This is a genomic window from Buchnera aphidicola (Nipponaphis monzeni), from assembly GCF_006741185.1.
In the GTDB taxonomy this organism is placed as follows: Bacteria; Pseudomonadota; Gammaproteobacteria; order Enterobacterales; family Enterobacteriaceae; genus Buchnera_H; species Buchnera_H aphidicola_T.
This window is the reverse complement of record NZ_AP019379.1, coordinates 536,652-559,751: the sequence shown is the minus strand read 5'-3', so window position 1 is coordinate 559,751 and position 23,100 is coordinate 536,652. Positions and strand designations below refer to the sequence as shown.

Here is a 23,100-nt window from a genome sequence, read left to right as displayed (position 1 = left end):
AAAAAGTAATACAAATAATAAAAAATAATTTTTTTTGTTATGAAAAACATACTTTTGTTAGATACTTTAATATATATTTATATATATTTGTATGTATTATAAAAAATAATTTGTCATATAATTTTTTTTAAATATTATTAAATAATAAAAAATTTTTAACAAATTTTAATTGAGTGCTTTATAATAGTGAAAAAAAAATTTCCAATTGTAATTTTTTTAATGGGTCCTACAGCTAGTGGAAAAACTGCTCTTGCAGTTAATCTTCAAAAAATTATTCCTGTAGAATTAATTAGTGTAGATTCTAAATTAATTTATAAGGAAATGAATATTGGTACAGCTAAAATTATTGAAAGGGAATTGAATACTGTTACCCACAGATTGATAGATATTAAAAACCCAAATGAATTGTATTCAGTAGCTGATTTTTATTACGATGCTTTAAAAGAAATTAAAAAAGTTATTTCTTTAGGGAAGATACCGTTGTTGGTAGGAGGAACAATGTTATATTTTAAAATATTGTTAAATGGATTAGCTATTTTACCAAAAAGAAATATTGCATTAAGAACTCTTTTTTTAAAAGAAATAAATGAAAAGGGAAACATTTTTTTATATAAAAAATTAATACAAATAGATCCACTATCAGCTAATAAAATACATCCTAATGATATACAAAGAATTCTTAGAGCTTTAGAAGTATACTTTCTTTCAGGATACACTTTAAGTGAGCAGTTAAAAGTAAAGCACTCAAAATTTCCATATAATTTATTTCAGTTTTCAATTATTCCATCTAATAAAGAGTGGTTAATTAACAGAATTCAAAATCGATTTAAAAAAATGATAGAAATAGGTTTTGAAGAAGAAGTGAAACAATTAATTAACAAATGGGGTTTAACGTTAAATTCACCTTCAATGCGATGTATTGGTTATTCTCAAATGTGGTTGTATATACATAAAAAAATTAATTATAATGATATGGTGTTGGATACTATTTTATCAACTAATAAATTAGCTAAACATCAAATTACATGGTTACGTAAATGGGAAGATATACATTATTTAGAATCAAGTTATCAACAATATCATATTAAACAAATATTAAATATTATAAATTTATAGTATTAATAAATAAGTGTGTAATATCATTTATTCGTTTTATATTTTTTATTTTTTTTAAAATAAATAAAATTAATTAGTTTTTTAATATTTAAGAATACTATTTTGTAGTATTTAATATTATAGAATGTATTTTGTATTAATGGTTTTTATTATAAATAATATTTTTAAAAAAATTTTTGTGAATAAATTTTATAAATAATATAAATATTTTTTTTAAAAAAAAACAGTTATTAGTTATTTAATAATTCATTTTAATAATATTTAAAATATTTATATATAAAAAAGGTTATTTTTTTAATAAAATTATCACTAGTTATTGATAGTACGTTTTATGATCTTGAAATTTAATGTTTAATTTATAAAATAGTTAATTACATGTTATGTTGTATTATTTTATAGTAAATAATAATTAAATGTTTTAAACAAATATGATTTACATAATAGATGTTAATTATTTATGAAAGAATCATTAACAATCATTTATATAAAAAATATTTTTATAAGTTGTTTTTTTAATTTTGTTTTATTAAATTTTTTGTTATTTTAAATTTAATTTATAAAATATAATTTGTATGTTTATTTAAATAATAAGTAATTTTTTTATAGTTGTAAAATAGAATAAAATTTCTACGATAATTTTAATAAAATTTAAATACTTAATGTATTGTATATTACATTAAAATGTTGTTGTTGTGACTGTATAAAATTAATTTTTAAAAAAAAATATTAATAATTGAATAAGAGCGTTGTTTATTTATATAGATAATTATTATAATAATAAATATTTTGTTAATTATTTTTTATTATTATTTCTAAGGTTATTTTTTTAAAGTAAATGATCAATAATTTATTAATAAATGTTATTGGTTACTTAAGTATAAACAATTTTGCGATGAATTATATATTTTATATAAATTATTTATTACCAAAAAAATAAAAGAAATACTTAAATGTATAATGTTTGAATTATTGTATTAAGTAGTAAGTTTTTATATAATATTTTTTTATGAAGAATAAGTTTTAATTTTTTGGTGATTTTATATAAATTTTAAAAAAAGTTAAAAATGTATAAAGATGTGAAAGATTATACTAATATAATGTTGTTTAAAATAGAAATATAAGTTTAAAAAAAATTTTTTATACAATATATATATTGTACAGTATCAAAAAATCATATGTTTTGAAAATTTATAAAAAAATTTTTATTTTTAAAATTTTTTTTATAATGTAAATTTATTAAATAATTGTCTCATGAAAATTTTTAATATATATTATATTATACAATATCATTATTATGATGATAATAAAAAATTTATAAAACAATAGTATATTTTTTATTGAAATATTTAAAAAATTTATTAAATGAAATTAATTTTTTTATATGTTTTTTAAATGTTTGAATGTAGCATTATCAAATGTTAGTATTTATTACATTTTAAATATATTTTTTTAAAGAAAATATGTAATACGTATAATTATACATTACATTTAAAATTAAGAATACAAATATATAAAATATAGGTTTATATTTTAGATTATTTAATTTTTTTTGTTTATTAGTTGTAATGAATTATTTATTTTTTATGTATATAAAAAGTAAGTTTTTTAATGTTTAGTAAAATAGTGTCCGTAATATATTGAATAATTTATTTTATACATTAAATATTATATTTGATATTTTACGTATTAACATTATTAATATTATATATACAGATAAAAATTATAAATAATATTTATAGATAAATTTATTGTTAAAAAGAATAAAATACTTGTTAAAATATTAAATTAAATCAAATTTTTTTTAAAAAAAACATTTTATTTTTTATAAATATAACTAATATTGTTAACTTAGAGGTATTAATTAGTGATAAATAAATTAACATATGAAATATTATTACAGAATATTTAAATATATAATAAATTATTAAATACTTTCAATAAATTGTTTGTGAATATAAAATTAGTATTAAATATTAATTTATTTTGTAGTTTACTTGATTAATTCAAAAAAAAAAATAATTACTAACAAAATTTAACGATATTTTTATTATCAAATAATAATTAAAGATTTATTAAATAATAATATAAAAAAATAGATATATAAATAATATATTTTTTTATTAATACAATTAATTTATTTCTAAAAGTATTTTTTTAATATAAAATTCTTTTAGAAATATAATATTTTATGAAATAATAAGTATTAACAAATAAAAAATTTAAAAAAAAATAGATATAGAATTGATAATAAAGTAATAAAGTTATTGTGACATTAAAACAGTATTAATAATTAAATTAGATCAATAAATTATTTTTTATGAATAATTATTTAAAATGTTTTAAATAAAAATAATATTTTTTAAAACTATATTTTTATTTGTGTAGGTTATTTTATTTCTTTATATCAACTATAATTAATTAATATTAAATTATTGTTGATATTTTTAAGTATATTTTATTTTGTTTATATATTACTCTAACAATTTTTTTAAAAAAAATAATATTTAACATTTTTCAATAAAAAAATATTTAAATGATTTAATTAGTAATTATTTAATACAAATAATACATTTTCTATTTTAAAGGACTCGTTATGGCTAAAAATGTTGTAGTATTAGGTATGCAATGGGGAGATGAAGGAAAGGGGAAAATTGTTGATTTTTTAACTGAAAAAGTAAAATATATAGTTAGATATCAGGGCGGGCATAATGCAGGCCATACTATTATTGTTAATAATAACAGAATAATTTTACATTTAATACCTTCAGGAATTTTAAATAAACATAAAATATGTATTATAGGTAATGGAGTTGTAGTTTCTCCTTCAGCTTTAGTAAAAGAAATTAATATGTTAAAAAAACATAATGTTTCTATTAAGAATCGTTTAATTATTTCAGGATATTGTAGTTTAGTGTTAAAATACCATGTTGCTATGGATAAAGCTAGGGAAGAAATAGATAAAATTGGGACTACTGGTTGTGGTATTGGGCCAGCTTATGAAGATAAAGTAGCAAGAAGAAGTTTACGTATTGGTGATTTAAATAATGAAAATTTTGTAATAAGTTCTTTAGAAAAAGTATTAAGATATTACAATCATCAATTAGTACATTTTTATCATAAAACACCTATTTTAATAAGTGATGTTTTACAAGAGTTATTACAATATAAAGATTTATTATTAGATTTAGTAGGGGATGTGCCTATTATATTATGTAACGCGATTAAAAACAACTTGTCCATAATGTTTGAAGGATCACAGGGGTTTCTTTTAGATGTAGATCATGGAAGTTATCCTTACGTAACATCTTCAAATACTATATCTGGAGGAGTGACAGCAGGAGCGGGAGTTGGTCCTACACAAATTAACAATGTTATAGGAGTATCAAAATCATATACAACTCGAGTTGGGTCAGGCCCCTTCCCTACAGAGATATTAGATGGAATCAGTACACACTTATGTACAAAAGGAAGAGAATTTGGTACCACTACTGGCCGTCGTAGAAGAATAGGATGGTTAGATACAGTTATTATTAAACGAAGTATTCAAATAAATTCTGTAACTTCTTTATGTTTAACTAAATTAGATGTTTTAGATGATTTAAATGAGTTAAAAATATGTATTGGTTATAAAAATAGTAAAACTGGTAAATGTAATATGGAAATTCCATATATCATAAGTGATTGGGATATCATTGAACCTATTTATGAAATTTTACCTGGATGGAGTCAAAGTTGTTATAAAATTACACAGTTTAATTTATTACCTATAGAAGCTAAAAATTACATTCTTAGAATTGAAGAAATATTAGAAATTCCAATTAGTATAGTTTCTACAGGACCTAGTAGATTAGATACAATAATATTAAAAGATATAAATTTACGTTAAACAAAATGTTTTTTTTTAATTGTATAAAATACAATATTATATATTATATATTTGAAATATATAATTTATTTGCTATTAATACGTTATTTAATTATGTAAATTGATGTTTTTTTACATTTGAATTTTCAAATATTATGATGTTTTATAAATAAAAATGTTTTTAATTAATTTTTTTATTGACAAATTCAATATAACGTTTTGTAATTATTTACTTAATATTTTTTTATGTAAAACCATTTTTTTTAAAAAAAATATTAGTTAATTGACATCTAATTTTTTCTAAATAAATTTAATAAAATATAGACATATTTGATACAATAATTAGCTAATCTTTACAAGATAAAGATTAAAAAAAATAAATTTTTTCATTAAAATTAAAAATAAAATGTTTATAAGTTGTTAAATGCGACTGATTTTTTAGTAATCAGAATCATGATGACTGATCAATGAAATGTAAAAATATTTTTATGCATGTACATTTTTACTTATATGTATTTGTACGATTTATATATTTATTATAGAAAATAATATTAGCAAATTTTATTTTTTTATAATATTACAAAAAAATTACAGATGTATAAATTTGTAGTGATGTAAAAAAATATTTTAAAATAATTATTTTTTAATAAGTTAAGTTAAATATATTATATTTTATTAATTATTTTACATGAATGCAAAAACCATTGTTAAATAAATTATCATTATGATATTTTGTATTATTGTTAATATTTTTAAACTATGTAATAATAGTACGTTAGGTTAATTATGGATATTTCAACTATAATAAAAAATATAATTCATAAAAATTCTATTCCTGAAAGTTGGTCTGATAAGTTAAAGCAAGAAATTTTAAATTATAAAAATAGTAATATTATATCAAATATTACAAGAATAGATTTAAGAACATTAGATTTTATAACTATTGATGAAGAAGACGCAAAAGACTTTGATGATGCAATTTTTTGTAAATCTCTTGTAGGAAATAGATGGAATTTAATAGTAGCTATTTCTGATGTTAGTTATTATGTTAGACCTAACACTTACATTGATGAAGAAGCTAAAAAAAGAGGGGCATCAATATATTTTCCTTCTAAAGTTATATCTATGCTACCAAAACAACTATCTAATAATATTTGCTCTATAATTCCTCATGAAGATAGGTTATGTTTAGTATGTGATATTATTATTTCTACAGATTTAGAAAAAGTACTTGAATATAAATTTTATGAAGCTGTGATTAACTCTAAAGCTCGTCTTAGTTATAATATTGTTTGGAAAATATGGAATAAAAATCAATTTTGGTGTAGAAAATATAAAAAATTGTTAATTTCAATAAATAATTTATATCAAATGTATTTAATTTTAAAAAAAATTAATGAATTAGAAAAGTGTATTTTTTTTAAAATTCATGAATCAAAAGTTGTGTTAGATAATCGGTTTAAAGTTAAAAAGATATTTATTCATCAAAAAAATTTAGTTCATCAGTTAATTGAATTATGTATGATTTTAGCAAATATATTAGCAGCTACATATATTATTCAAAATAATAAAGTACTTTTGTTTAGAGTTCATAGTTATCCTATTAAAAGTAATATTTTAAATATGCGATTGATATTAAAAAAATTTAATTTACCTATTCATATTCAAAGTAATGTATCATCAGTTGATTATATACATTTTTTAACTATGATTAAAAAACATCCATGTGATCAAATTATTCAAAAAATATTATTACGTTCAATGAACAAAGCAATTTATAGTAATAAAAATGTAGGGCATTTTGGTTTAGGTTTAATGTCGTATACACATTTTACATCTCCTATTAGACGGTATTCTGATTTAATTATACATAGAATTATTAAATATTTACTATATTGTAATAAAAAAAGTTATACTAACAGATATTATACAGGTGGTTATTTATATACTGAAGAACATATTAAATATTTAGGTGATTATTTATCTAATCTTGAAAATCGTATAGAAAAAGTTACTAGGCATGTACTTGATCAAATAAAATGTCATTTTTTAAAAATTAAGATGAAAAATATACATCAAGGTGTAATTCATACTATTACTTCTTTTGGTTTATTTGTAGAGCTAGATAAATTTCATATTGATGGATTGTTACGTTTATCAAGTTTAAAAGATGATTTTTATATATTTTACCCTAATAAAAATCAATTAATTGGTAAAAAAAATAAAAAAAAATATCATGTAGGAGACATTTTAAATGTCAAAATTATAAAAATAAATGTTAAAAATAATATGATAGAATTAAAGATAATTTAAAAAGAATATTTATTATATATTTTTTAAATTAATTTTATTTAAACAATATAGATTATTTAGAAATTAATTGAATAATAGTCATGGTAATTATCGTTAAACAAATAATTTGAATTGTTTATAGAATAGAATTTATTATTGATAGATCACAATAAAAAATATAAGTATTTTTACTTAATATATTAAAAAAATATTTTATAATATATAAATTTATAAAAAATTATGATTAATATAATTATAAACATAAAAGGTTATATAAATGCGTCATTATGAAATTATCCTTATAATTCATCCTAACCAAAGTGAAAAAATTTCTGAAATTGTTAAGTGTTATAGTAATATTATTATTAATAGTAAAGGCAAAATACATAGATTAGAAGATTGGGGCAGACGTCAGTTGGCTTATTCTATTAACAAATTACATAAAGCTCATTATATTTTGATTAATATTGAAGTAAATCCAGAATTAATTCATGAATTAGAAAATAAATTTAGATATGATGATTCTATTATAAGAAATTTAATTATTACTACAAAAAATGCAGTGACTGGTGCATCTCCAATGCTTAAGATTTTAGAAGAAAACAAAGATTCAAAGGTAGGTTTGAATAAAATTAATTCTTAAAACCATGTTGATTATGTACAAAAATTTACTTTAATAAGTTAATTGTAATAAATTATTCTTTTGTATACTCAGTATAATTATAAAAATGTTAATTAAAAAATTTAATGACTGTTTAAATAATGTTTAATGTTATAGATGTAAGTATTTATTCTAATGATTTTTTTATTTGAGGTATTTGAATATGGCTCGATATTTTAGAAGAAGAAAATTTTGTCGATTTACTTCTGAAAAAGTAGATAAAATAGATTACAAAGATATTGTAATATTAAAAAATTATATAACTGAAAGTGGTAAAATTGTTCCAAGTCGTATAACAGGTACTAAAGCAAGATATCAGCGTCAATTATCTCAAGCTATTAAAAGAGCTCGTTATTTATCTTTGATTCCTTATACAGATCATCATAAATAATTATAAAGGATATATAAAAATGAAAGTAATTTTAATGACTAATATGAAAAAATTAGGATTAGAAGGAGAAATTGTTAATGTTAAGTCTGGATATGCTCGGAATTTTTTAATTCCTAAAGAAAAAGTAATATTAGCAACTAAAAATAACATTAAAATATTAAAAGTAAAAAAATATGAATTACAATTAAAAGTGGAAAAAGCAATTTTATATGCTAAAAAAAGAATTGAATTAATAGTTTCGCTAGGTAATATAAAAGTATATTCTAAATCAGGTAAAGAAGGAAAGCTTTTTGGTTCTATTAATAGAAAAGATATAATAAAAAAAATTAATTTATTAGGTTGTAAAATTAGTAAAAATGAAATTAATATACTAAATGGTCCTATACGTACATTAGGTAGATACAAAGTAATTTTTGAACCCTATATTAATATTAATACTACTTTTGATGTTGAAGTTATTGCACAAAAATAGTGTAGACATATTTTTTTAAATATTAAATATTTGTTAGTAACAATGTTGTTGTATGGATAACAATTTATATATAAGAATATGTGATACATTTTATGTATTATATGTTTAAATTTATTTAAAAAAATTTGTTAAAAAATAAATAAACAGTGCATATTTATTTTAGAAATAAATTTTTTTATTAATTAAATATTAATTTGTTAAAAAATGTTTTGAAACATTTTCACATTTTTATAACAAATATTTTTTGGAGTATATATTTTATAAATATTTTATTTTTTATAAAAACAATCGACATATTTATTATGTTAACATATTTAATAATGGTTGTGATCAATAACTTTTTATATACAATATAGTTATTTTAAAAAAAAATTTTATTTAAAAGTGTAAATTTATGAAAAACATTGATATAAAGATAATAGATTCTAGGATAGGAAAAAATTTTCCGTTTCCTACTTATTTTAATAAAGGTGCTGCTGGAATAGATTTATGCGTTTGTACTACTACAAACCTTTATTTAAAAAAAAATACAACACAATTATTACCTACTGGTATAGCTATTTTTATTAAAAATCCTGAAATTTCTGCTATCATTATACCAAGATCTGGGATAGGGCACAAACATGGTATTATTTTAGGGAATTCTATAGGTTTGATTGATTCAGATTATCAAGGGGAAATTATGGTATCTGTTTGGAATAGAAGTGATACTATTTTTTGTGTTAAACCAGGAATGCGTATTGCTCAAATAGTTTTTTTACCTATTATTAAAGTGAATTTTAATATAGTTACTAATTTTTCTTTAAGTTGTAGAGGGGGTAAAGGTTTCGGTCATTCAGGATACTAATTAGTTAAAAACTTATATTTATATTAAAAAAGTTTTTTAACATTGTTGTTTAAATGAATATTCAAAATGTATATTTATTTTTTATAAAAATAATATCTTTACTACCTTTATGATTAAAAATATTTAATTATAAGTAATTGTAGTTATTCTTTTCAATTTTTTATTAATTAAAACATACGTTTTACTTATTTAAATATTTTTGTTACTAACAGGTATTTTTTTTTAACAAAAAATTGAGTACATGTATTGATACATATAAAAAAAATTTATTCATTAATATAAACAACAATATTTGTGTCATAAATTAGTTTTGTAATTTATATATTAAATATTATTTTTATACGTTGCTAAAGGTTAATGTACTGAACATGTTATATTTTTTACATCATAATATTGATAATTCTTTATTATGGCCCCTGCTGGATTTGAACCAGCGACCGAACGATTATGAGTCGATTGCTCTAACCACTGAGCTAAGGGGCCAATTTTTACCTTGATGAATACTTTATAACATATTCTTATGATAGTATCTACTAAAATTTTTTTAGGAATTTATTGATATTTTAATATGTAAATGTACTAAAATAATTTATTGTATGTATTTTATATAATATTTTAATTTTTTTTTTAAAAAATAAAAAAATTGACAGTATTATTATTTAATGCTATTATTTTTTTGAAAATCCTCTGTAGTTCAGTTGGTAGAACGGCGGACTGTTAATCCGTATGTCACTGGTTCGAATCCAGTCGGAGGAGCCAATTACTTCGTAATAATTATTAAATAATGTTAATTATTTAGGTATATATCGAAAAAGTGTTTTATCTTAATTATTTTAATTATTTAAATATCTTTTAAATAATTCAGTTATATTTATGAAAATTTTTACTTATTATTAATTGCATTTATTATTTTTTAAAGATAAATATAATTTATTACTATTTTTATAGTTATTTTAATGTACTGCATATTTTTTTTAAAGTAAAAATTTTATTTTTAATAACTTTTTATCTATTTTATTTATTTTATAATATAAATATATTACACAGTTTATTTTTTGAATATAAAATGTATATTTTAATATATTAATAGATTTTTTTTGAATATTTGTTATACAAACATAATGTTAAATTTATTTACTTTTTTTTATTTAATCAAAATATAAATTAAATACTGTTAATATTGATTAATTATATTTTTAATAATTTTAAAAATTTATATATATATGAAAAAATTATGTACTTTTATTTTTTATGATTACGAAACATTTGGTTTACATACAGCTTTAGATAAACCAGCACAATTTTCGAGTGTTAGTACGGATTTTTATTTTAATGTTATTGATAAAGAAAAGGTTTTATATTGTTACCCTCCAATAGATTATTTTCCTAACCTAGAATCTGTATTGTTAACTGGTATTACTCCAATTTATACTCGAAAAATTGGTGTGAACGAGGCAATTTTTTCTAAAAAAATTAGTTATATTTTTAATAAACCTAATAGTTGTATTTTAGGTTATAATAACATTAATTTTGATGATGAATTTACTAGAAACATTTTTTATAGAAATTTAATTGATCCATATTCTTGGAGTTGGAAGAATAATAATTCTAGATGGGATATATTGATATTATTAAGATCTTGTTATGTTTTACGTCCTGAAATTTTAAAATGGTTTAAAAATTCTAAAGGAATAGTAAGTTTTAAATTACAAGATATTACTTATATCAATAATATATATCATCGAAATATGCATGATGCAACTTCTGACGTTTATGCTACAATTGAAATTGCAAAATTAATAAGAAGGGCAAATCCTAAATTTTTTAATTTTTTATTTAGATATCGTTTAAAAAAAGAAACTATACAACTTGTTATGTCAAATAATAAAAATATTTTTTTATATATATCTAACTTTTTTGGTTATAAATGTAATTATATGGGTATAATTACAATTATTGACTGGCATATAAAAAATAAAAATATTTTAATTGCTTTTGATTTATCTAAAGATGTTTTTGAGTTAATTAAATATTTTAATATTAATCAGAAATCTATACTAGATAACAAAAAACTTTTTGAAAAAGGTATTGTTTTTATTTCTGTTAATAAATGTCCAGTATTATTGCCTGTTATCGTATTAAGAAAACAAGACAAAATTAGATTAAATATAAATTTAAATTATTATTTTCGACAGTTAATATTTATTAAACAGAATAGTCATTTTTTTAAGAAAATAGTACAAAAAATGTGTGAAATTAAGAATTGTAAAACTTCAAAAAATGTAGATTTAAAGCTTTATGATAGTTTTTTAAATTTTAATGATTCTTTGTTGATAAAAAAAATACGATTGATGTCTCCCATGTTTTTGTCAAAACAATTGCTCAAATTCCGTGAAGATCGTATGAATGAAATTTTTTTTCGTTATAAAGCTAGAAATTTTCCAGAAAATTTAACTAATGCAGAACAATTAAATTGGAAAAATTATTGTTATCAATATTTTAATTTTAATACTTTAAAAGAATATGAATATTTATTAAAAAAAAATGTGCTTATTTATAATAACAACATTCACAAATTTTCTTTGTTAAAAGATATGATTATATATTATAAAAATATAATTTCTAAAATTAAAAATTAACATTTCTTTATATGTTTTCTTTGTTAAATAGGAAATTTATCATATTTTTTTTTATTTCTTTTTGATCATTTATATTTGTCATGTTTAATTTTTTTTCATTGATTATCATAGTTTGCTGTATCATCCATTTGTCCCATGCTTTTTGTGATATTTCATTATAAATACGTTTTCCAATTTTTCCTGGATATATTTGAAAACTTTGTTTATTAGCATATTTTTTTAAAAAAGTGCAAAAAATTTTTTTTTTCATTTTATAAGCCTTTATTAAAATGTGTGTGATTTTTTGTAAATTGTTGGAGTAATAATTTTGTAAATGTAGGCATACCTACAGAAATATTTGATATTTTAAGTATATTAAACCAAAAATTTGGATTTTTAGTATAAAAATTTATTTTATAATTTACATTAATGATTAACAAAGCTATATCTAGTTTTATATTACTAATTTTATAATTTTTGTAAACTTTATTTTGTGTTAAATTTCTATTGTATATTTGATATTTTTTAAGCCATTGACATGCTTTTTTAAAAGAAAAAAATTCTGGAAAACAAAATAAACCATTCCAAATTTTTTGTAATTTGCGCTGTTCTAACCAAACGTGATTTTTACAGTTTATTATTATAAACCAACTTTTTTTATTCTTAATTTTTTTTTTCTTATTATATAATAAAGAATAATTAATATCGTTTATACTATAAGCAATACAATATTTTTTTAAAGGGCAAATAATACACTTTGGATTTTTATGAGTACATATTGTAGATCCTACATCTAAAATACCTTGGTTAAATTTATCTGTGTTGTATATAGGTGTTATTAAGTTTATAATATTCCATAAGTATTTTTCTAATGTATAAATTGATGTTTGAGGTTTTAAATAATAAAAACGTACTAATATTCTTTTAATATTAGTATCTAATATTGAAAAATAATATCCTTTAGAAAAAGATAAAATTGATCCTGCTGTTGTTTTCCCAATACCTGGTAATTTTATTAATTCTTCAAAACTTTCTGGAAAATAGTAATTTTTTTCTTTTTTTATTAATTGTATTGTTTTGTAAATATTATGTGCTCTTTTATAATAACCTAAACCAGACCAGATAGACAAAATTTCGTTTAATGAAGCATTTGCTAAACATTTTATGTTTGGAAATTTTTTTATAAATTTTATATAATATGGAATAACTGTATTTACTTGTGTTTGTTGTAACATAATTTCAGATATCCAAACAAGATATATGTGTTTATGTTTTTTCCATGGCAAATTTTTTCTTCCGTATATGTGATACCAGTTTATAATAAGGTTAGAAAATGGAGTTTTTATAATCATTTTTAAAAAAAAATATTTACATTATTTTTAATATTATGTGTATAAAATGTTGATTAATGTTAATTTGATAATTATCATGTTTAATTATATTATATTATATACTATATTTTATAAACATTTTATATTTTTTGTGTAAAATTTTTTTTAAAAAATATATATACTTAAACAATTAGATAGAATTTAAGATAATCATGAATTTCACTTTTAAAAAAAATATAATATCTCCCCATTATAACGAAAATGGTATTTTTATAAGGAAAAATCGCAGTTTTATTATAAGACAAAAAAAATTAAGTAAAAGTAAAATAAATATAATTAATTATTATTGGCCTTATGTAGGTATTGATTTTCAAAAAGATATTTTAAATATAGAAACAATTTTTAGTAAAAAATCTCCATTAATGATAGATATTGGATTTGGGAATGGTCATTTTTTAATAAATATGGTAAAAAAAAACATAAACATTAATTTTTTAGGAATAGAAGTTTATCTCCCTGGGATATATTATTGTGTAAATCAAATTAGTTTATTTAATATATTTAATTTAAAAATAATATATCATGATGCTGTTGAAGTATTACGATATATGATTCCAGATAATAGTATATCTAAAATATTTATTTTTTTTCCCGATCCGTGGCATAAAAAAAAACATTATAAAAGAAGACTATTAACACAAAATTTTATATATTTGTTAAGTAATAAATTGATACGAGGTGGAGCAATATATATTAAAACAGATTGGAAACCATATGCTTATGATATTGTTAGTAATATTAGTTATATAGATTGTTTATATCAGGTATATTTGTCAGAATATGTTACTATTGAAAAAAAACCTGATGAAATTACTAATTTTGAAAAAAAAGGATTATTACTAGGTCGAAGTATTATCGATTTAATATTTTTAAAAAAGTGAATATTTCAAATAAAAATTTCTAATAGTGAATTTAGAAAATTTTTACCTTTTGAAGTAGTTTCCCAATACTTTTTGGTTTCTTTTAAAAATCCTTCTGATATTGCTTGTTGTATTTTAGGTTGTATAGTTTGTTCGGTTAATTGAGTGTATTTATATAGATCTTTTTTTGGAGTAGGTTCAATTAATCTAAATCTATTCATAAAAAACTCTAAAGCTTGCTCATTTTTTTTAATTTTTTGTAGATTATGTAAATATTTACCATTAATAAAATCTGTAATTTTTTTGCTTTTTACTGTTCTAATAATTTCCCCTTGTTTTGTTGTAATTTTTCCATGTGCTCCGCAGCCTATCCCTATGTAATCCCCAAATCTCCAGTAGTTAAGATTATGTTGGCATTGATATCCTATTTTTGAATAGGAAGATATTTCATATTTATAATAACCATATTTTTTTAAAATTTTTTCACCATAATTTATAATATTAAATATAGTATTTTCATTTGGTAAATTAAGATTTTTAGAATAAAAAAAAGTATTTTTTTCAATAGATAATTGATACCATGAAATATGTTGTGGTTGACAAATAGTTGTAATTTGAATTAAATCTTTTAATGCTTGCTGTACAGATTGATTAGGTAAACAATGCATTAAATCAAGATTAATACATTTAAAGTGTAATTTATTAGCAAAATGTATTATTTTATTTGCTTCTTTAGAAGAATATGTTCTGCCTAATAATTGTAATTGTTGCATATTAAATGTTTGTACACCTATAGATAATCTATTAATACCTATTTTTTTATATTTATAAAAATTATTACTTTCAAAAGAATTTGGGTTAGATTCAATAGTAATTTCGAGTTGGCTATTTGTTGGTATTCTTTTTTTTATTTCTTGAATAAGGAAATTTATAGAATGACTGCTAAATAAGCTTGGAGTTCCTCCACCTATGAAAATACTATGAATTGTTCTTAATTGAATATATTTGATATCGTTTGATAAATCTTTTAACAAGTGATTAATATATTTTTTTTCATTGATAGTATCTTTTTTAACAAAAGAATGAAAATCACAATAAAAGCATTTTTTAATACACCAAGGAATATGAATATATAAGCTTAATGGTAATGTATTATTTTTCATATAAACAATAACTGTATTTTATGGGTTTATAAAGGTTGTTTAAAATAATAGTGGTTATTAATTGTACAATTTTTTTTGTTAATAATTTATGTTCTTAAAAGAATAAAAGTTGTTTAATTATATTATTATATAGTTTAATTATTAAAAATGTTATTTTCATACTGAGTTTGTTTATTAAATATTATTTAGTTATTTGGTATTTAAAATTATATTTTTAAAAGTGTATATTTTATTTTAATATTGTTAAATTAGTAATTTTTAGGATTAAATATTTGTGTACCTATTCTTATCATAGTACTTCCAGAAATTATTGCAGATTTCATATCATGAGAAGTGCCTAAAGATAATGTATCTATACTAGGATATATTTTTTTTAATTTTGCAAAAACAGTGTATACTTGAGCATGATGTTGTAATTGTTTATTATAATTATTTGTAAATATAGGTAACGCCATAATACCTCTTAATTTTAAATTTGATAATTGAGAAATATATTTTGATAATATAAATAAATTATTAAGTGTTATGCCTTGTTTAGTTAGTTCTTTATTAACGTTAAGTTGTATTAAAACGTTTAAAGGGGGTGCATTTTTATTTATTTTGTTATTTAATAACAATGCTGTTTTAGTATTTTCTATAGAGTGGCACCAATGAAATAATTGAGCTATATATTTAATTTTATTAGATTGAATTTTCCCAATAAAATGCCATTCTAATTTTTTTTGTATATTTTGAATTTTTTGAATACTTTCTTGAATATAATTTTCCCCAAATCTGAATATTCCTAAAGAAGCGATTTTTTTAATATTATTAATAGATTGATTTTTACTAACTACTATTAATTTAATATCTTGTGATTTTCTATGTATTTTATTTGTTATTTTAATAATTTTATTTTGTAAGTTAATTAAATTTTTTTGTATATTATTCATTAAAGTTATCTTTATTAATTAGAAAAAAATTGTATTTTTTTAAAAATAATGTTGTTAAAAAGATGATAGCCAACTTTCTAATATTATTAATGCAGAAAAAGAATCTATATTATTCTTAGTTAATTTTTTATATCCATATTTTTTAAATATTATATTTCTTGCTTCAACTGTAGTTAATCTTTCGTCATGAAGATTAACAGGGATATTAAATTGTGTATATATTATGTTAGCAAATTCTTCTACTTTTTTTGTAATTTTTTGCTTAGTTCCATCAATATTTAAAGGATATCCAACAACTATTATAGATGGTTTCCATTCTAATAACATATTTTCAATAATAGTCCAATTAGGAACCTTATTTATAGATTTTATTGATTGTAAAATATTAGCTGTATTAGTAATATTTTGTCCAATAGCCGCACCAATATTTTTTATTCCAAAATCAAAAGATAAATATAGCATTATTATATGTCCAATATTTAAAAATTTTTATGTATTTATGTATATTAACATGATGATGTTAATTTTTAATTTTATAAAATAGATAAATATAATTAAGTTTTTTTGCAATATTCATTGCAATTAATTTGTACTTTAATTAAGGTTAATTATTAATTAAACTTATAAAAATATTATTTTTTATATATTTTTTATTTGAAACATTGTCGTTATTTTTAAGATATTAAAAATATAAATAAAATATTATTTTAATATGTACTAAATTAATTTTTTTATATAAAAATACATGAAGTAAATTTTAATAATATTAAATATTATTAGTAGTAATAAATTTTATAAATAACACAATTATTAATGATAATAGTTTTGTATAAATATTAGTAATATTTTTGTACTAATTGTTAGATGTTATTTGTATATATTTATTGTATATAGAATATATCATTTATATTATAATTTATTTAGTTAATTTTATTTTTTTTTAGTAATTTTTCAATTCCTTTTAGAAAAATTTTAGTGATTGAAATAGAAAAAAACTTTTCTATTTCGCAAATTCCGGTAGGACTTGTTACATTAATTTCTGTAAGTTTTTTACCTATAACATCTATTCCTACAAATAATAAACCTTTTTTTTGTAATATAGGCGAAATTATATTAGATATTTTATAATCATTTTCATCTAATTGTTGAGGTCGGGCCTTTCCTCCTGCGGCTAAATTACCTCTAGTTTCATTATTTTGAGGTATTCTAGCTAAACAATATGGAATAGGATGACCATGTAGAATTAATATTCTTTTATCTCCATTTTTTATATCTGGTATATAAGATTGTACCATACAGTATGAAGTATTATTTTTAGTCATTGTTTCTATAATTACAGAAAAATTAGGATCATTGGGCTTAACACGAAAAATAGAAGATCCTCCCATTCCATCTAATGGTTTAAAGATAATATCCTTATATTTTTTGTAAAAATTTTTAATTTGTAATGTTTTATTTGTAATTAAAGTATTTGGAATAATTTTTGTAAAATAACTTGCAAATATTTTTTCATTACAATCCCTCAAACTTTTAGGTTTATTAATCATTAGTACATTTTCTTGTTTCTCAGCAAATTCAAGTATTTGCGTAGCGTAAAGAAATGTTAAATCAAATGGAGGATTTTTTCTAATCAAAATAACATCTAAAAAAGATAATGGAATTTCTTGTTGCTTATTCAATGAAAACCATTGTTGACAATTTTTGAAAAAGGTAATCCGTTTAGTAGTTGCGTAAGACTTTCCTGAATACAGGTATAAATCATTTATTTTTATATAGTAAATTTGATAATTTCTTTCTTGTGCTGCTATTAAAACAGCAATTGTTGAATCCTTTTCTTTATTAATTGTATTAATAGGATCCATTATTACACCTAATTTAATGTTCATAATTTATATTTACATATTATTGTTTTGATAGTGTTTAATTTTTTTTAAAAATTGTTTTAGATGTATTTTTGCATTTTTAAAATATATTTTCAACAATTAATATTGATGATATTTGTTATATAAATAAAAAATATTTAAATTAAACAAATTTTTTTAAAATGATTTTTATGTTTATAATACTATTTAATTTATATTAAATAGTATTATAAACAATTAAAACGTTTAATTTAAGTATGTATTTAAATTGTTTTTCAATAGTTATTGTATCTAATATAAACATTTTTTTAGATACTCATAAATTATATATAAACTATATATATTTGTAATTTTATTACATATATGTATTTGTTAGAATGATAAAATATGTTTTAAAAATGTGTGGTGTGCTTATTTAAAAATACGTTAAATAATTATGGATAAATAATATTTATAAAAATAGTATATTAAATATACAATTGTTTATTTTATTTTAAATATTATTAATGTAAAAGAAGTAAATCATTTACAAAAATAAAAAATCATTTTTTATTAAATATGATCATTTTAATAAAAAATTTTTTTATGTACTTTTTTCAGAGTATTGGCCTGCATAATTATCGAATCTAGACCAATGTCCATTAAATGTTAATCGAATAGTGCCTATAGGACCATTTCTATGTTTACCTATAATAATTTCAGCTATTCCTTTTAAGTCACTATCTTCATGATAAACTTCATCACGGTAAATAAACATTATTAGGTCAGCATCTTGCTCTAAAGAACCAGATTCTCTTAAATCTGAATTTACAGGTCGTTTGTCCGAACGTTGTTCTAATGCACGATTTAATTGTGATAATGCAATTATAGGTACTTGTAATTCTTTTGCTAAAGATTTTAAAGTACGTGAAATTTCTGCTATTTCTAATGTTCTGTTTTCTGATAAGTATGGAACTCTCATTAATTGTAAATAGTCTATCATAATTAAGCTTAACCCTTTATTTTCTCGATAAATTTTTCTAGCTCTAGAACGTACTTCTCCAGGAGTTAATCCTGATGAATCGTCAATATAAATATTTTTTTTCTTTAATAAAATGTTTATAGTTCCAGATATTCTAGACCAATCTTCATCGTTAAGTTGTCCTGTTCGAATATGTGTTTGATTTACTCTAGATAATGAAGCTAACATACGTATCATTATTTGTTCAACTGGCATCTCTAAACTAAAAATTAATACCGGTTTATTATAAATCATAGCTATATTTTCACATAAATTCATTGCAAAGGTAGTTTTTCCCATAGATGGTCTAGCAGCTATAATAATTAATTCTGATCGTTGTAGTCCAGCGGTTTTTTTATTAAGATCTTGATATCCTGTATTAATTCCAGTTACTCCGTTAATAGGATTTTTGAAAAGTTTTTCAATATTAGTAATAGTAGCATCTAAAATTTGTTCTATATTTTTTGGTCCAGAATCTTTTTTTAGTCTTTTTTCTGCGATTTTAAAAACATTAGATTCAGCATAATCTAATAAATCTTCACTTTTTTTTCCTTGTAAATTATATCCTTCATTAACTATGTTGTTACCTACGGTAATAATTTCTCTGACCATAGCTCGTTCTCTTACTATGTCAGCATATGCAGTGATATTAGCTGTACTAGGTGTGTTTTTAGATAGTTCTGCTAAATAGGAAAAGTGACCTACTTTTTCTAATTTTCCATTATGTTCAAGAGATTCCGAAAGAGTTATTAAATCAATAGGTCGTCCTAAATCTAATAAATGTTGCATTTCTTTAAATATGATTTGGTGTTGTTGATTAAAGAAATCATCAGCTACTATACGTTCTGAAACAGTATCCCAACGTTCGTTGTCAAGCATTAATCCTCCTAAAACAGATTGTTCAGCTTCTAAAGAATGTGGAAGTATTTTAAATCCGTATGTATGATTATTATATTTTTTTTTAGATATTTTTTTTTTGTCCATGTGTTATAACATACCAAAAATTATAGGTATCTGTTAAGTTAAATATTAATATAGAATAAGATTGGAATGTATTTTATCGATGTTCTTAAATATTAAATTACTTTTTAAAATGATGTATTAATATGATTAAATTACATTTTTATTTAAAAAATAAGATATCATTGTTAGTAAAAAACATTTTTTTTTAAAAAAAATATCCTATATTAGGATAATGCTAAGTGTTTTTTATTTGAAAATAATGTTAATTAAATCTTACGTAATATAAAAACTAAGTTTTAGTTTTTTTAAAAGTTTCAAATAGATATATATTTGATATGTATTTAAGAGTTTTATATATATAGCAATATAATATACAAATTTTAATTTTTAATATGTTTCTAATATTATTAAAATTAATAAACATTATTTAATGTTAATAATATGAGTAATAATATGTTTACATTTCAATTCATTTTTTTAATATTTAAAAATATAGTGGATAGTATATAATAATTTTTTTTAAGTTTTTTAATTATATAACTAAAATTAGTATTTGTTATTAATAAGTATATTAATTGTTACTTTTTTTATTATAATATTATTATAAACAAATTGTTTAAATGTTATTTAAATGATATCTTTAAAAGAAATTTATAAAAAAACATTTTATTAAAAATATTACTATTTTAATATTTAATTAAACAATGAATTTATTTTAAAAAATATGTGAGTAGTTATTAAAAAATTGCCTATATTTATAAAATGAATTATAATACAACAATTAAGTCATATATTTGATATGTAATTTTTTTTGTTTAAAGTATAAAAAATATGATTATTATAACTATAATATATAAATATATAAATATATAGATATATAAAATAGTGTAGTTAGATTTCTTATATATTGCGTCTACAATATTTTTTTAAAAGTGGTTTATATAATTAAATTAAATTTTTTAAATATAATTTTTTAAATAATTTTGAAATAATATTTTTTTGTGTAAATTTATTTGAGAACATTAGAGGATTATTTAGTATGGCTAGTAGAGGTGTTAACAAAGTTATTATAATTGGTCATTTAGGACAAGATCCAGAAATTCGTTATATGCCGAATGGTAGTGCAGTTACTAATATTAATTTAGCTACCTCAGAATTTTGGAAAGATAAAAATACAGGTGAAATGAAAGAAAGAACAGAGTGGCATCGAGTGGTAATATTTAGTAAATTAGCAGAAATTGCAAAAGAATATTTACATAAAGGTTCTCAAGTATATATAGAAGGTTCTTTACAAACTAGGAAATGGCAAGATCAAAATGGTGTAGAACGTTACATTACAGAAATTGTTGTAAACATTGGTGGAACAATGCAAATGCTTGGTACTCGAGTTGCCAGTGCTTCTGCATCTAAATTATCAGATTCTTCTGCAAATGCTTCTGCTAGCAATCAAACAAAGAAAACAAACAGAAATAAAGTATCGATTAATACAGATCAACATCATTATTTAAAAAAAGATCTTTCTAGAAGCAGTGATATAGAATCAGAATTTGATGACGAAATACCCTTTTAAAGTAAAATAGAATATTATATATAAAAATTTTATATAAATTTTTATAAATAACTTTTTATAAACATTATTTAAGTGCTAGATTGAATATAGTGTATTATATATGTAACGGTTTAAAGTGTATTTTGTTATTAATGTGTATTTTAAATATTTTTTTTTGCAATATTAATTTTTTATAACATTTTTTATAAATAATAACATTTTTTGAACAGTGGCTTCAGGATGTGAAATAAACGGTATATGACCTGATTTTTTAATAATGTATGAATAGTTTTTTGGGTATAATTTGTTAATATTTTTTGTTATACGGTGCTGTACTAACATATCTAATTCTCCATATAAACTTAACGAGGGAGTAGTAAATTTTGATAAATATTTTCTTAAATCAATATTAATAATTATATTTAAATATTTTTCAAGTGTAAAAATAGAAGGTTTAGGTTGTATTAATAAATTTTTAATTATATTATTTAAAATAAAATTGTTATTTAAAAATTTATTTATTGGTACTTGTGACTTTAAGAATTGAGATATTGTTTTATAATAATTATGTTTAATTTGATTAAAAAAATTTTGAAGAATATTAATTGGAATTCCTACCCAATCATTTTTTTGTATAAAACATGGTGAATAACATATATTAATTATAGCATGTATATTTTTCTCAAATTTTATATTCATATAGTTTATAATTAGTGCCCCCATAGACCAACCTAACCAAATAGAATTTTTAGGTAATTTTGATATTAACATATTTGTTAATTTTTTAATATTCATAAAAGGATAATTTATATTTTTTCCAAATCCAGGCAAATCTATTATGTAACATTTAAATTTTGAAGAAAGTGTATTAATAATTGCATCCCAAATATTATAGTTTATCCCCCATCCATGTAATAATACTATATTAATTTTCCCTTGACCTCTTATATCCCAACGAAAAGTTTTCATAAATTTTGTAATATTAAATATTATTATATATGTTTTATTATTTTAAAAAGACTTTAATATTATTTATTGTCTTTAAAATAAAGAACAATCTTAAATTATTAAGTTTTTTATTTTTTTAATTATGTTAAAATTAATAAAATATTCTATTT

The 23,100-nt window shown here is 19.5% G+C and carries 18 protein-coding genes and 2 tRNA genes; 11 read left to right on the top strand and 9 right to left on the bottom strand.

Features of this window, described 5'->3' with window-relative positions:
- The first annotated feature begins 186 nt into the window (after positions 1–186).
- The 7 genes from miaA to dut all read left to right on the top strand — a co-directional run bounded on the left by miaA (position 187) and on the right by dut (position 9,644).
- Positions 187–1,116, top strand: coding sequence for a tRNA (adenosine(37)-N6)-dimethylallyltransferase MiaA (gene miaA, locus BUCNMO_RS02290; protein ID WP_331976476.1), 930 nt, complete (start codon positions 187–189; stop codon positions 1,114–1,116).
- Positions 1,117–3,709: 2,593 nt separating this feature from the next.
- Positions 3,710–5,002, top strand: a complete 1,293-nt coding sequence (locus BUCNMO_RS02285; RefSeq protein ID WP_158345225.1) for an adenylosuccinate synthase — start codon at positions 3,710–3,712, stop codon at positions 5,000–5,002.
- Positions 5,003–5,767: 765 nt separating this feature from the next.
- Positions 5,768–7,294, top strand: coding sequence for a ribonuclease R family protein (locus tag BUCNMO_RS02280; protein WP_158345223.1), 1,527 nt, complete (start codon positions 5,768–5,770; stop codon positions 7,292–7,294).
- 256 nt (positions 7,295–7,550) lie between these two features.
- A complete protein-coding gene (gene rpsF, locus BUCNMO_RS02275) occupies positions 7,551–7,916 on the top strand; it encodes a 30S ribosomal protein S6 (protein WP_158345222.1) in 366 nt (121 codons plus the stop codon).
- A gap of 181 nt (positions 7,917–8,097) precedes the next feature.
- On the top strand, positions 8,098–8,325 hold the full coding sequence (gene rpsR / locus BUCNMO_RS02270) for a 30S ribosomal protein S18 (protein ID WP_158345220.1): 228 nt from the start codon (positions 8,098–8,100) through the stop codon (positions 8,323–8,325).
- 19 nt (positions 8,326–8,344) lie between these two features.
- Positions 8,345–8,797, top strand: coding sequence for a 50S ribosomal protein L9 (gene rplI, locus BUCNMO_RS02265; protein WP_158345218.1), 453 nt, complete (start codon positions 8,345–8,347; stop codon positions 8,795–8,797).
- 394 nt (positions 8,798–9,191) lie between these two features.
- Positions 9,192–9,644 carry a dUTP diphosphatase gene (gene dut / locus BUCNMO_RS02260; RefSeq protein ID WP_158345216.1) on the top strand — a complete coding sequence of 151 codons (453 nt, stop codon included), beginning with the start codon at positions 9,192–9,194 and terminating at the stop codon, positions 9,642–9,644.
- A gap of 410 nt (positions 9,645–10,054) precedes the next feature.
- Here dut and BUCNMO_RS02255 read toward each other — a convergent pair.
- Positions 10,055–10,127: transfer RNA gene (locus BUCNMO_RS02255), tRNA-Ile, on the bottom strand.
- A 200-nt stretch (positions 10,128–10,327) separates the two neighbouring features.
- Here BUCNMO_RS02255 and BUCNMO_RS02250 point away from each other — a divergent pair.
- Positions 10,328–10,403, top strand: a tRNA-Asn gene (locus BUCNMO_RS02250).
- A gap of 464 nt (positions 10,404–10,867) precedes the next feature.
- A complete protein-coding gene (sbcB, locus tag BUCNMO_RS02245) occupies positions 10,868–12,283 on the top strand; it encodes an exodeoxyribonuclease I (protein ID WP_158345214.1) in 1,416 nt (471 codons plus the stop codon).
- Positions 12,284–12,290: 7 nt separating this feature from the next.
- Here sbcB and BUCNMO_RS02240 read toward each other — a convergent pair whose 3' ends face one another.
- Both BUCNMO_RS02240 and mutY read right to left on the bottom strand, forming a co-directional pair.
- Entirely contained in the window at positions 12,291–12,533 is a 243-nt protein-coding gene (locus tag BUCNMO_RS02240) for an oxidative damage protection protein (RefSeq protein WP_158345212.1), read from the bottom strand.
- Position 12,534: 1 nt separating this feature from the next.
- On the bottom strand, positions 12,535–13,614 hold the full coding sequence (gene mutY / locus BUCNMO_RS02235; RefSeq protein WP_232037628.1) for an A/G-specific adenine glycosylase: 1,080 nt from the start codon (positions 13,612–13,614) through the stop codon (positions 12,535–12,537).
- Positions 13,615–13,805: 191 nt separating this feature from the next.
- Between mutY and trmB the strand changes: the two genes are divergently transcribed.
- Positions 13,806–14,534 carry a tRNA (guanosine(46)-N7)-methyltransferase TrmB gene (gene trmB, locus BUCNMO_RS02230; RefSeq protein WP_158345210.1) on the top strand — a complete coding sequence of 243 codons (729 nt, stop codon included), beginning with the start codon at positions 13,806–13,808 and terminating at the stop codon, positions 14,532–14,534.
- 5 nt (positions 14,535–14,539) lie between these two features.
- Here the strand turns inward: trmB and hemW are convergent, their stop codons facing one another.
- The 5 genes from hemW to dnaB all read right to left on the bottom strand — a co-directional run bounded on the left by hemW (position 14,540) and on the right by dnaB (position 20,454).
- Positions 14,540–15,676, bottom strand: a complete 1,137-nt coding sequence (hemW, locus tag BUCNMO_RS02225; RefSeq protein ID WP_158345208.1) for a radical SAM family heme chaperone HemW — start codon at positions 15,674–15,676, stop codon at positions 14,540–14,542.
- Positions 15,677–15,924: 248 nt separating this feature from the next.
- The gene (locus tag BUCNMO_RS02220; RefSeq protein ID WP_158345206.1) at positions 15,925–16,608 is read right to left on the bottom strand and encodes a YggS family pyridoxal phosphate-dependent enzyme; all 684 of its coding nucleotides are present in this window, start codon (positions 16,606–16,608) and stop codon (positions 15,925–15,927) included.
- Positions 16,609–16,662: 54 nt separating this feature from the next.
- On the bottom strand, positions 16,663–17,070 hold the full coding sequence (gene ruvX, locus BUCNMO_RS02215) for a Holliday junction resolvase RuvX (RefSeq protein ID WP_158345204.1): 408 nt from the start codon (positions 17,068–17,070) through the stop codon (positions 16,663–16,665).
- Between the two features lie 458 nt (positions 17,071–17,528).
- The gene (gene gshB / locus BUCNMO_RS02210; RefSeq protein ID WP_158345202.1) at positions 17,529–18,494 is read right to left on the bottom strand and encodes a glutathione synthase; all 966 of its coding nucleotides are present in this window, start codon (positions 18,492–18,494) and stop codon (positions 17,529–17,531) included.
- Positions 18,495–19,053: 559 nt separating this feature from the next.
- Positions 19,054–20,454 carry a replicative DNA helicase gene (dnaB, locus tag BUCNMO_RS02205; protein ID WP_158345200.1) on the bottom strand — a complete coding sequence of 467 codons (1,401 nt, stop codon included), beginning with the start codon at positions 20,452–20,454 and terminating at the stop codon, positions 19,054–19,056.
- A gap of 1,018 nt (positions 20,455–21,472) precedes the next feature.
- Here dnaB and ssb point away from each other — a divergent pair.
- A complete protein-coding gene (ssb, locus tag BUCNMO_RS02200; RefSeq protein WP_158345198.1) occupies positions 21,473–22,003 on the top strand; it encodes a single-stranded DNA-binding protein in 531 nt (176 codons plus the stop codon).
- 162 nt (positions 22,004–22,165) lie between these two features.
- On the opposite strand, the gene BUCNMO_RS02195 is transcribed toward ssb, so the two are convergent.
- On the bottom strand, positions 22,166–22,951 hold the full coding sequence (locus tag BUCNMO_RS02195; protein ID WP_158345196.1) for an alpha/beta fold hydrolase: 786 nt from the start codon (positions 22,949–22,951) through the stop codon (positions 22,166–22,168).
- Between the last annotated feature and the right edge of the window lie 149 nt (positions 22,952–23,100).

Coding starts and splice junctions, on each gene's coding strand:
- sbcB (WP_158345214.1), top strand. CDS start 10,868: ATGAAAAAATTATGTACTTTTATTTTTTATGATTACGAAACATTTGGT.
- mutY (WP_232037628.1), bottom strand. CDS start 13,614: ATGATTATAAAAACTCCATTTTCTAACCTTATTATAAACTGGTATCAC.
- BUCNMO_RS02195 (WP_158345196.1), bottom strand. CDS start 22,951: ATGAAAACTTTTCGTTGGGATATAAGAGGTCAAGGGAAAATTAATATA.
- ssb (WP_158345198.1), top strand. CDS start 21,473: ATGGCTAGTAGAGGTGTTAACAAAGTTATTATAATTGGTCATTTAGGA.
- BUCNMO_RS02285 (WP_158345225.1), top strand. CDS start 3,710: ATGGCTAAAAATGTTGTAGTATTAGGTATGCAATGGGGAGATGAAGGA.
- rplI (WP_158345218.1), top strand. CDS start 8,345: ATGAAAGTAATTTTAATGACTAATATGAAAAAATTAGGATTAGAAGGA.
- dnaB (WP_158345200.1), bottom strand. CDS start 20,454: ATGGACAAAAAAAAAATATCTAAAAAAAAATATAATAATCATACATAC.
- ruvX (WP_158345204.1), bottom strand. CDS start 17,070: ATGCTATATTTATCTTTTGATTTTGGAATAAAAAATATTGGTGCGGCT.
- BUCNMO_RS02280 (WP_158345223.1), top strand. CDS start 5,768: ATGGATATTTCAACTATAATAAAAAATATAATTCATAAAAATTCTATT.
- BUCNMO_RS02220 (WP_158345206.1), bottom strand. CDS start 16,608: ATGAATAATATACAAAAAAATTTAATTAACTTACAAAATAAAATTATT.
- dut (WP_158345216.1), top strand. CDS start 9,192: ATGAAAAACATTGATATAAAGATAATAGATTCTAGGATAGGAAAAAAT.
- gshB (WP_158345202.1), bottom strand. CDS start 18,494: ATGAACATTAAATTAGGTGTAATAATGGATCCTATTAATACAATTAAT.
- trmB (WP_158345210.1), top strand. CDS start 13,806: ATGAATTTCACTTTTAAAAAAAATATAATATCTCCCCATTATAACGAA.
- rpsF (WP_158345222.1), top strand. CDS start 7,551: ATGCGTCATTATGAAATTATCCTTATAATTCATCCTAACCAAAGTGAA.
- BUCNMO_RS02240 (WP_158345212.1), bottom strand. CDS start 12,533: ATGAAAAAAAAAATTTTTTGCACTTTTTTAAAAAAATATGCTAATAAA.
- rpsR (WP_158345220.1), top strand. CDS start 8,098: ATGGCTCGATATTTTAGAAGAAGAAAATTTTGTCGATTTACTTCTGAA.
- hemW (WP_158345208.1), bottom strand. CDS start 15,676: ATGAAAAATAATACATTACCATTAAGCTTATATATTCATATTCCTTGG.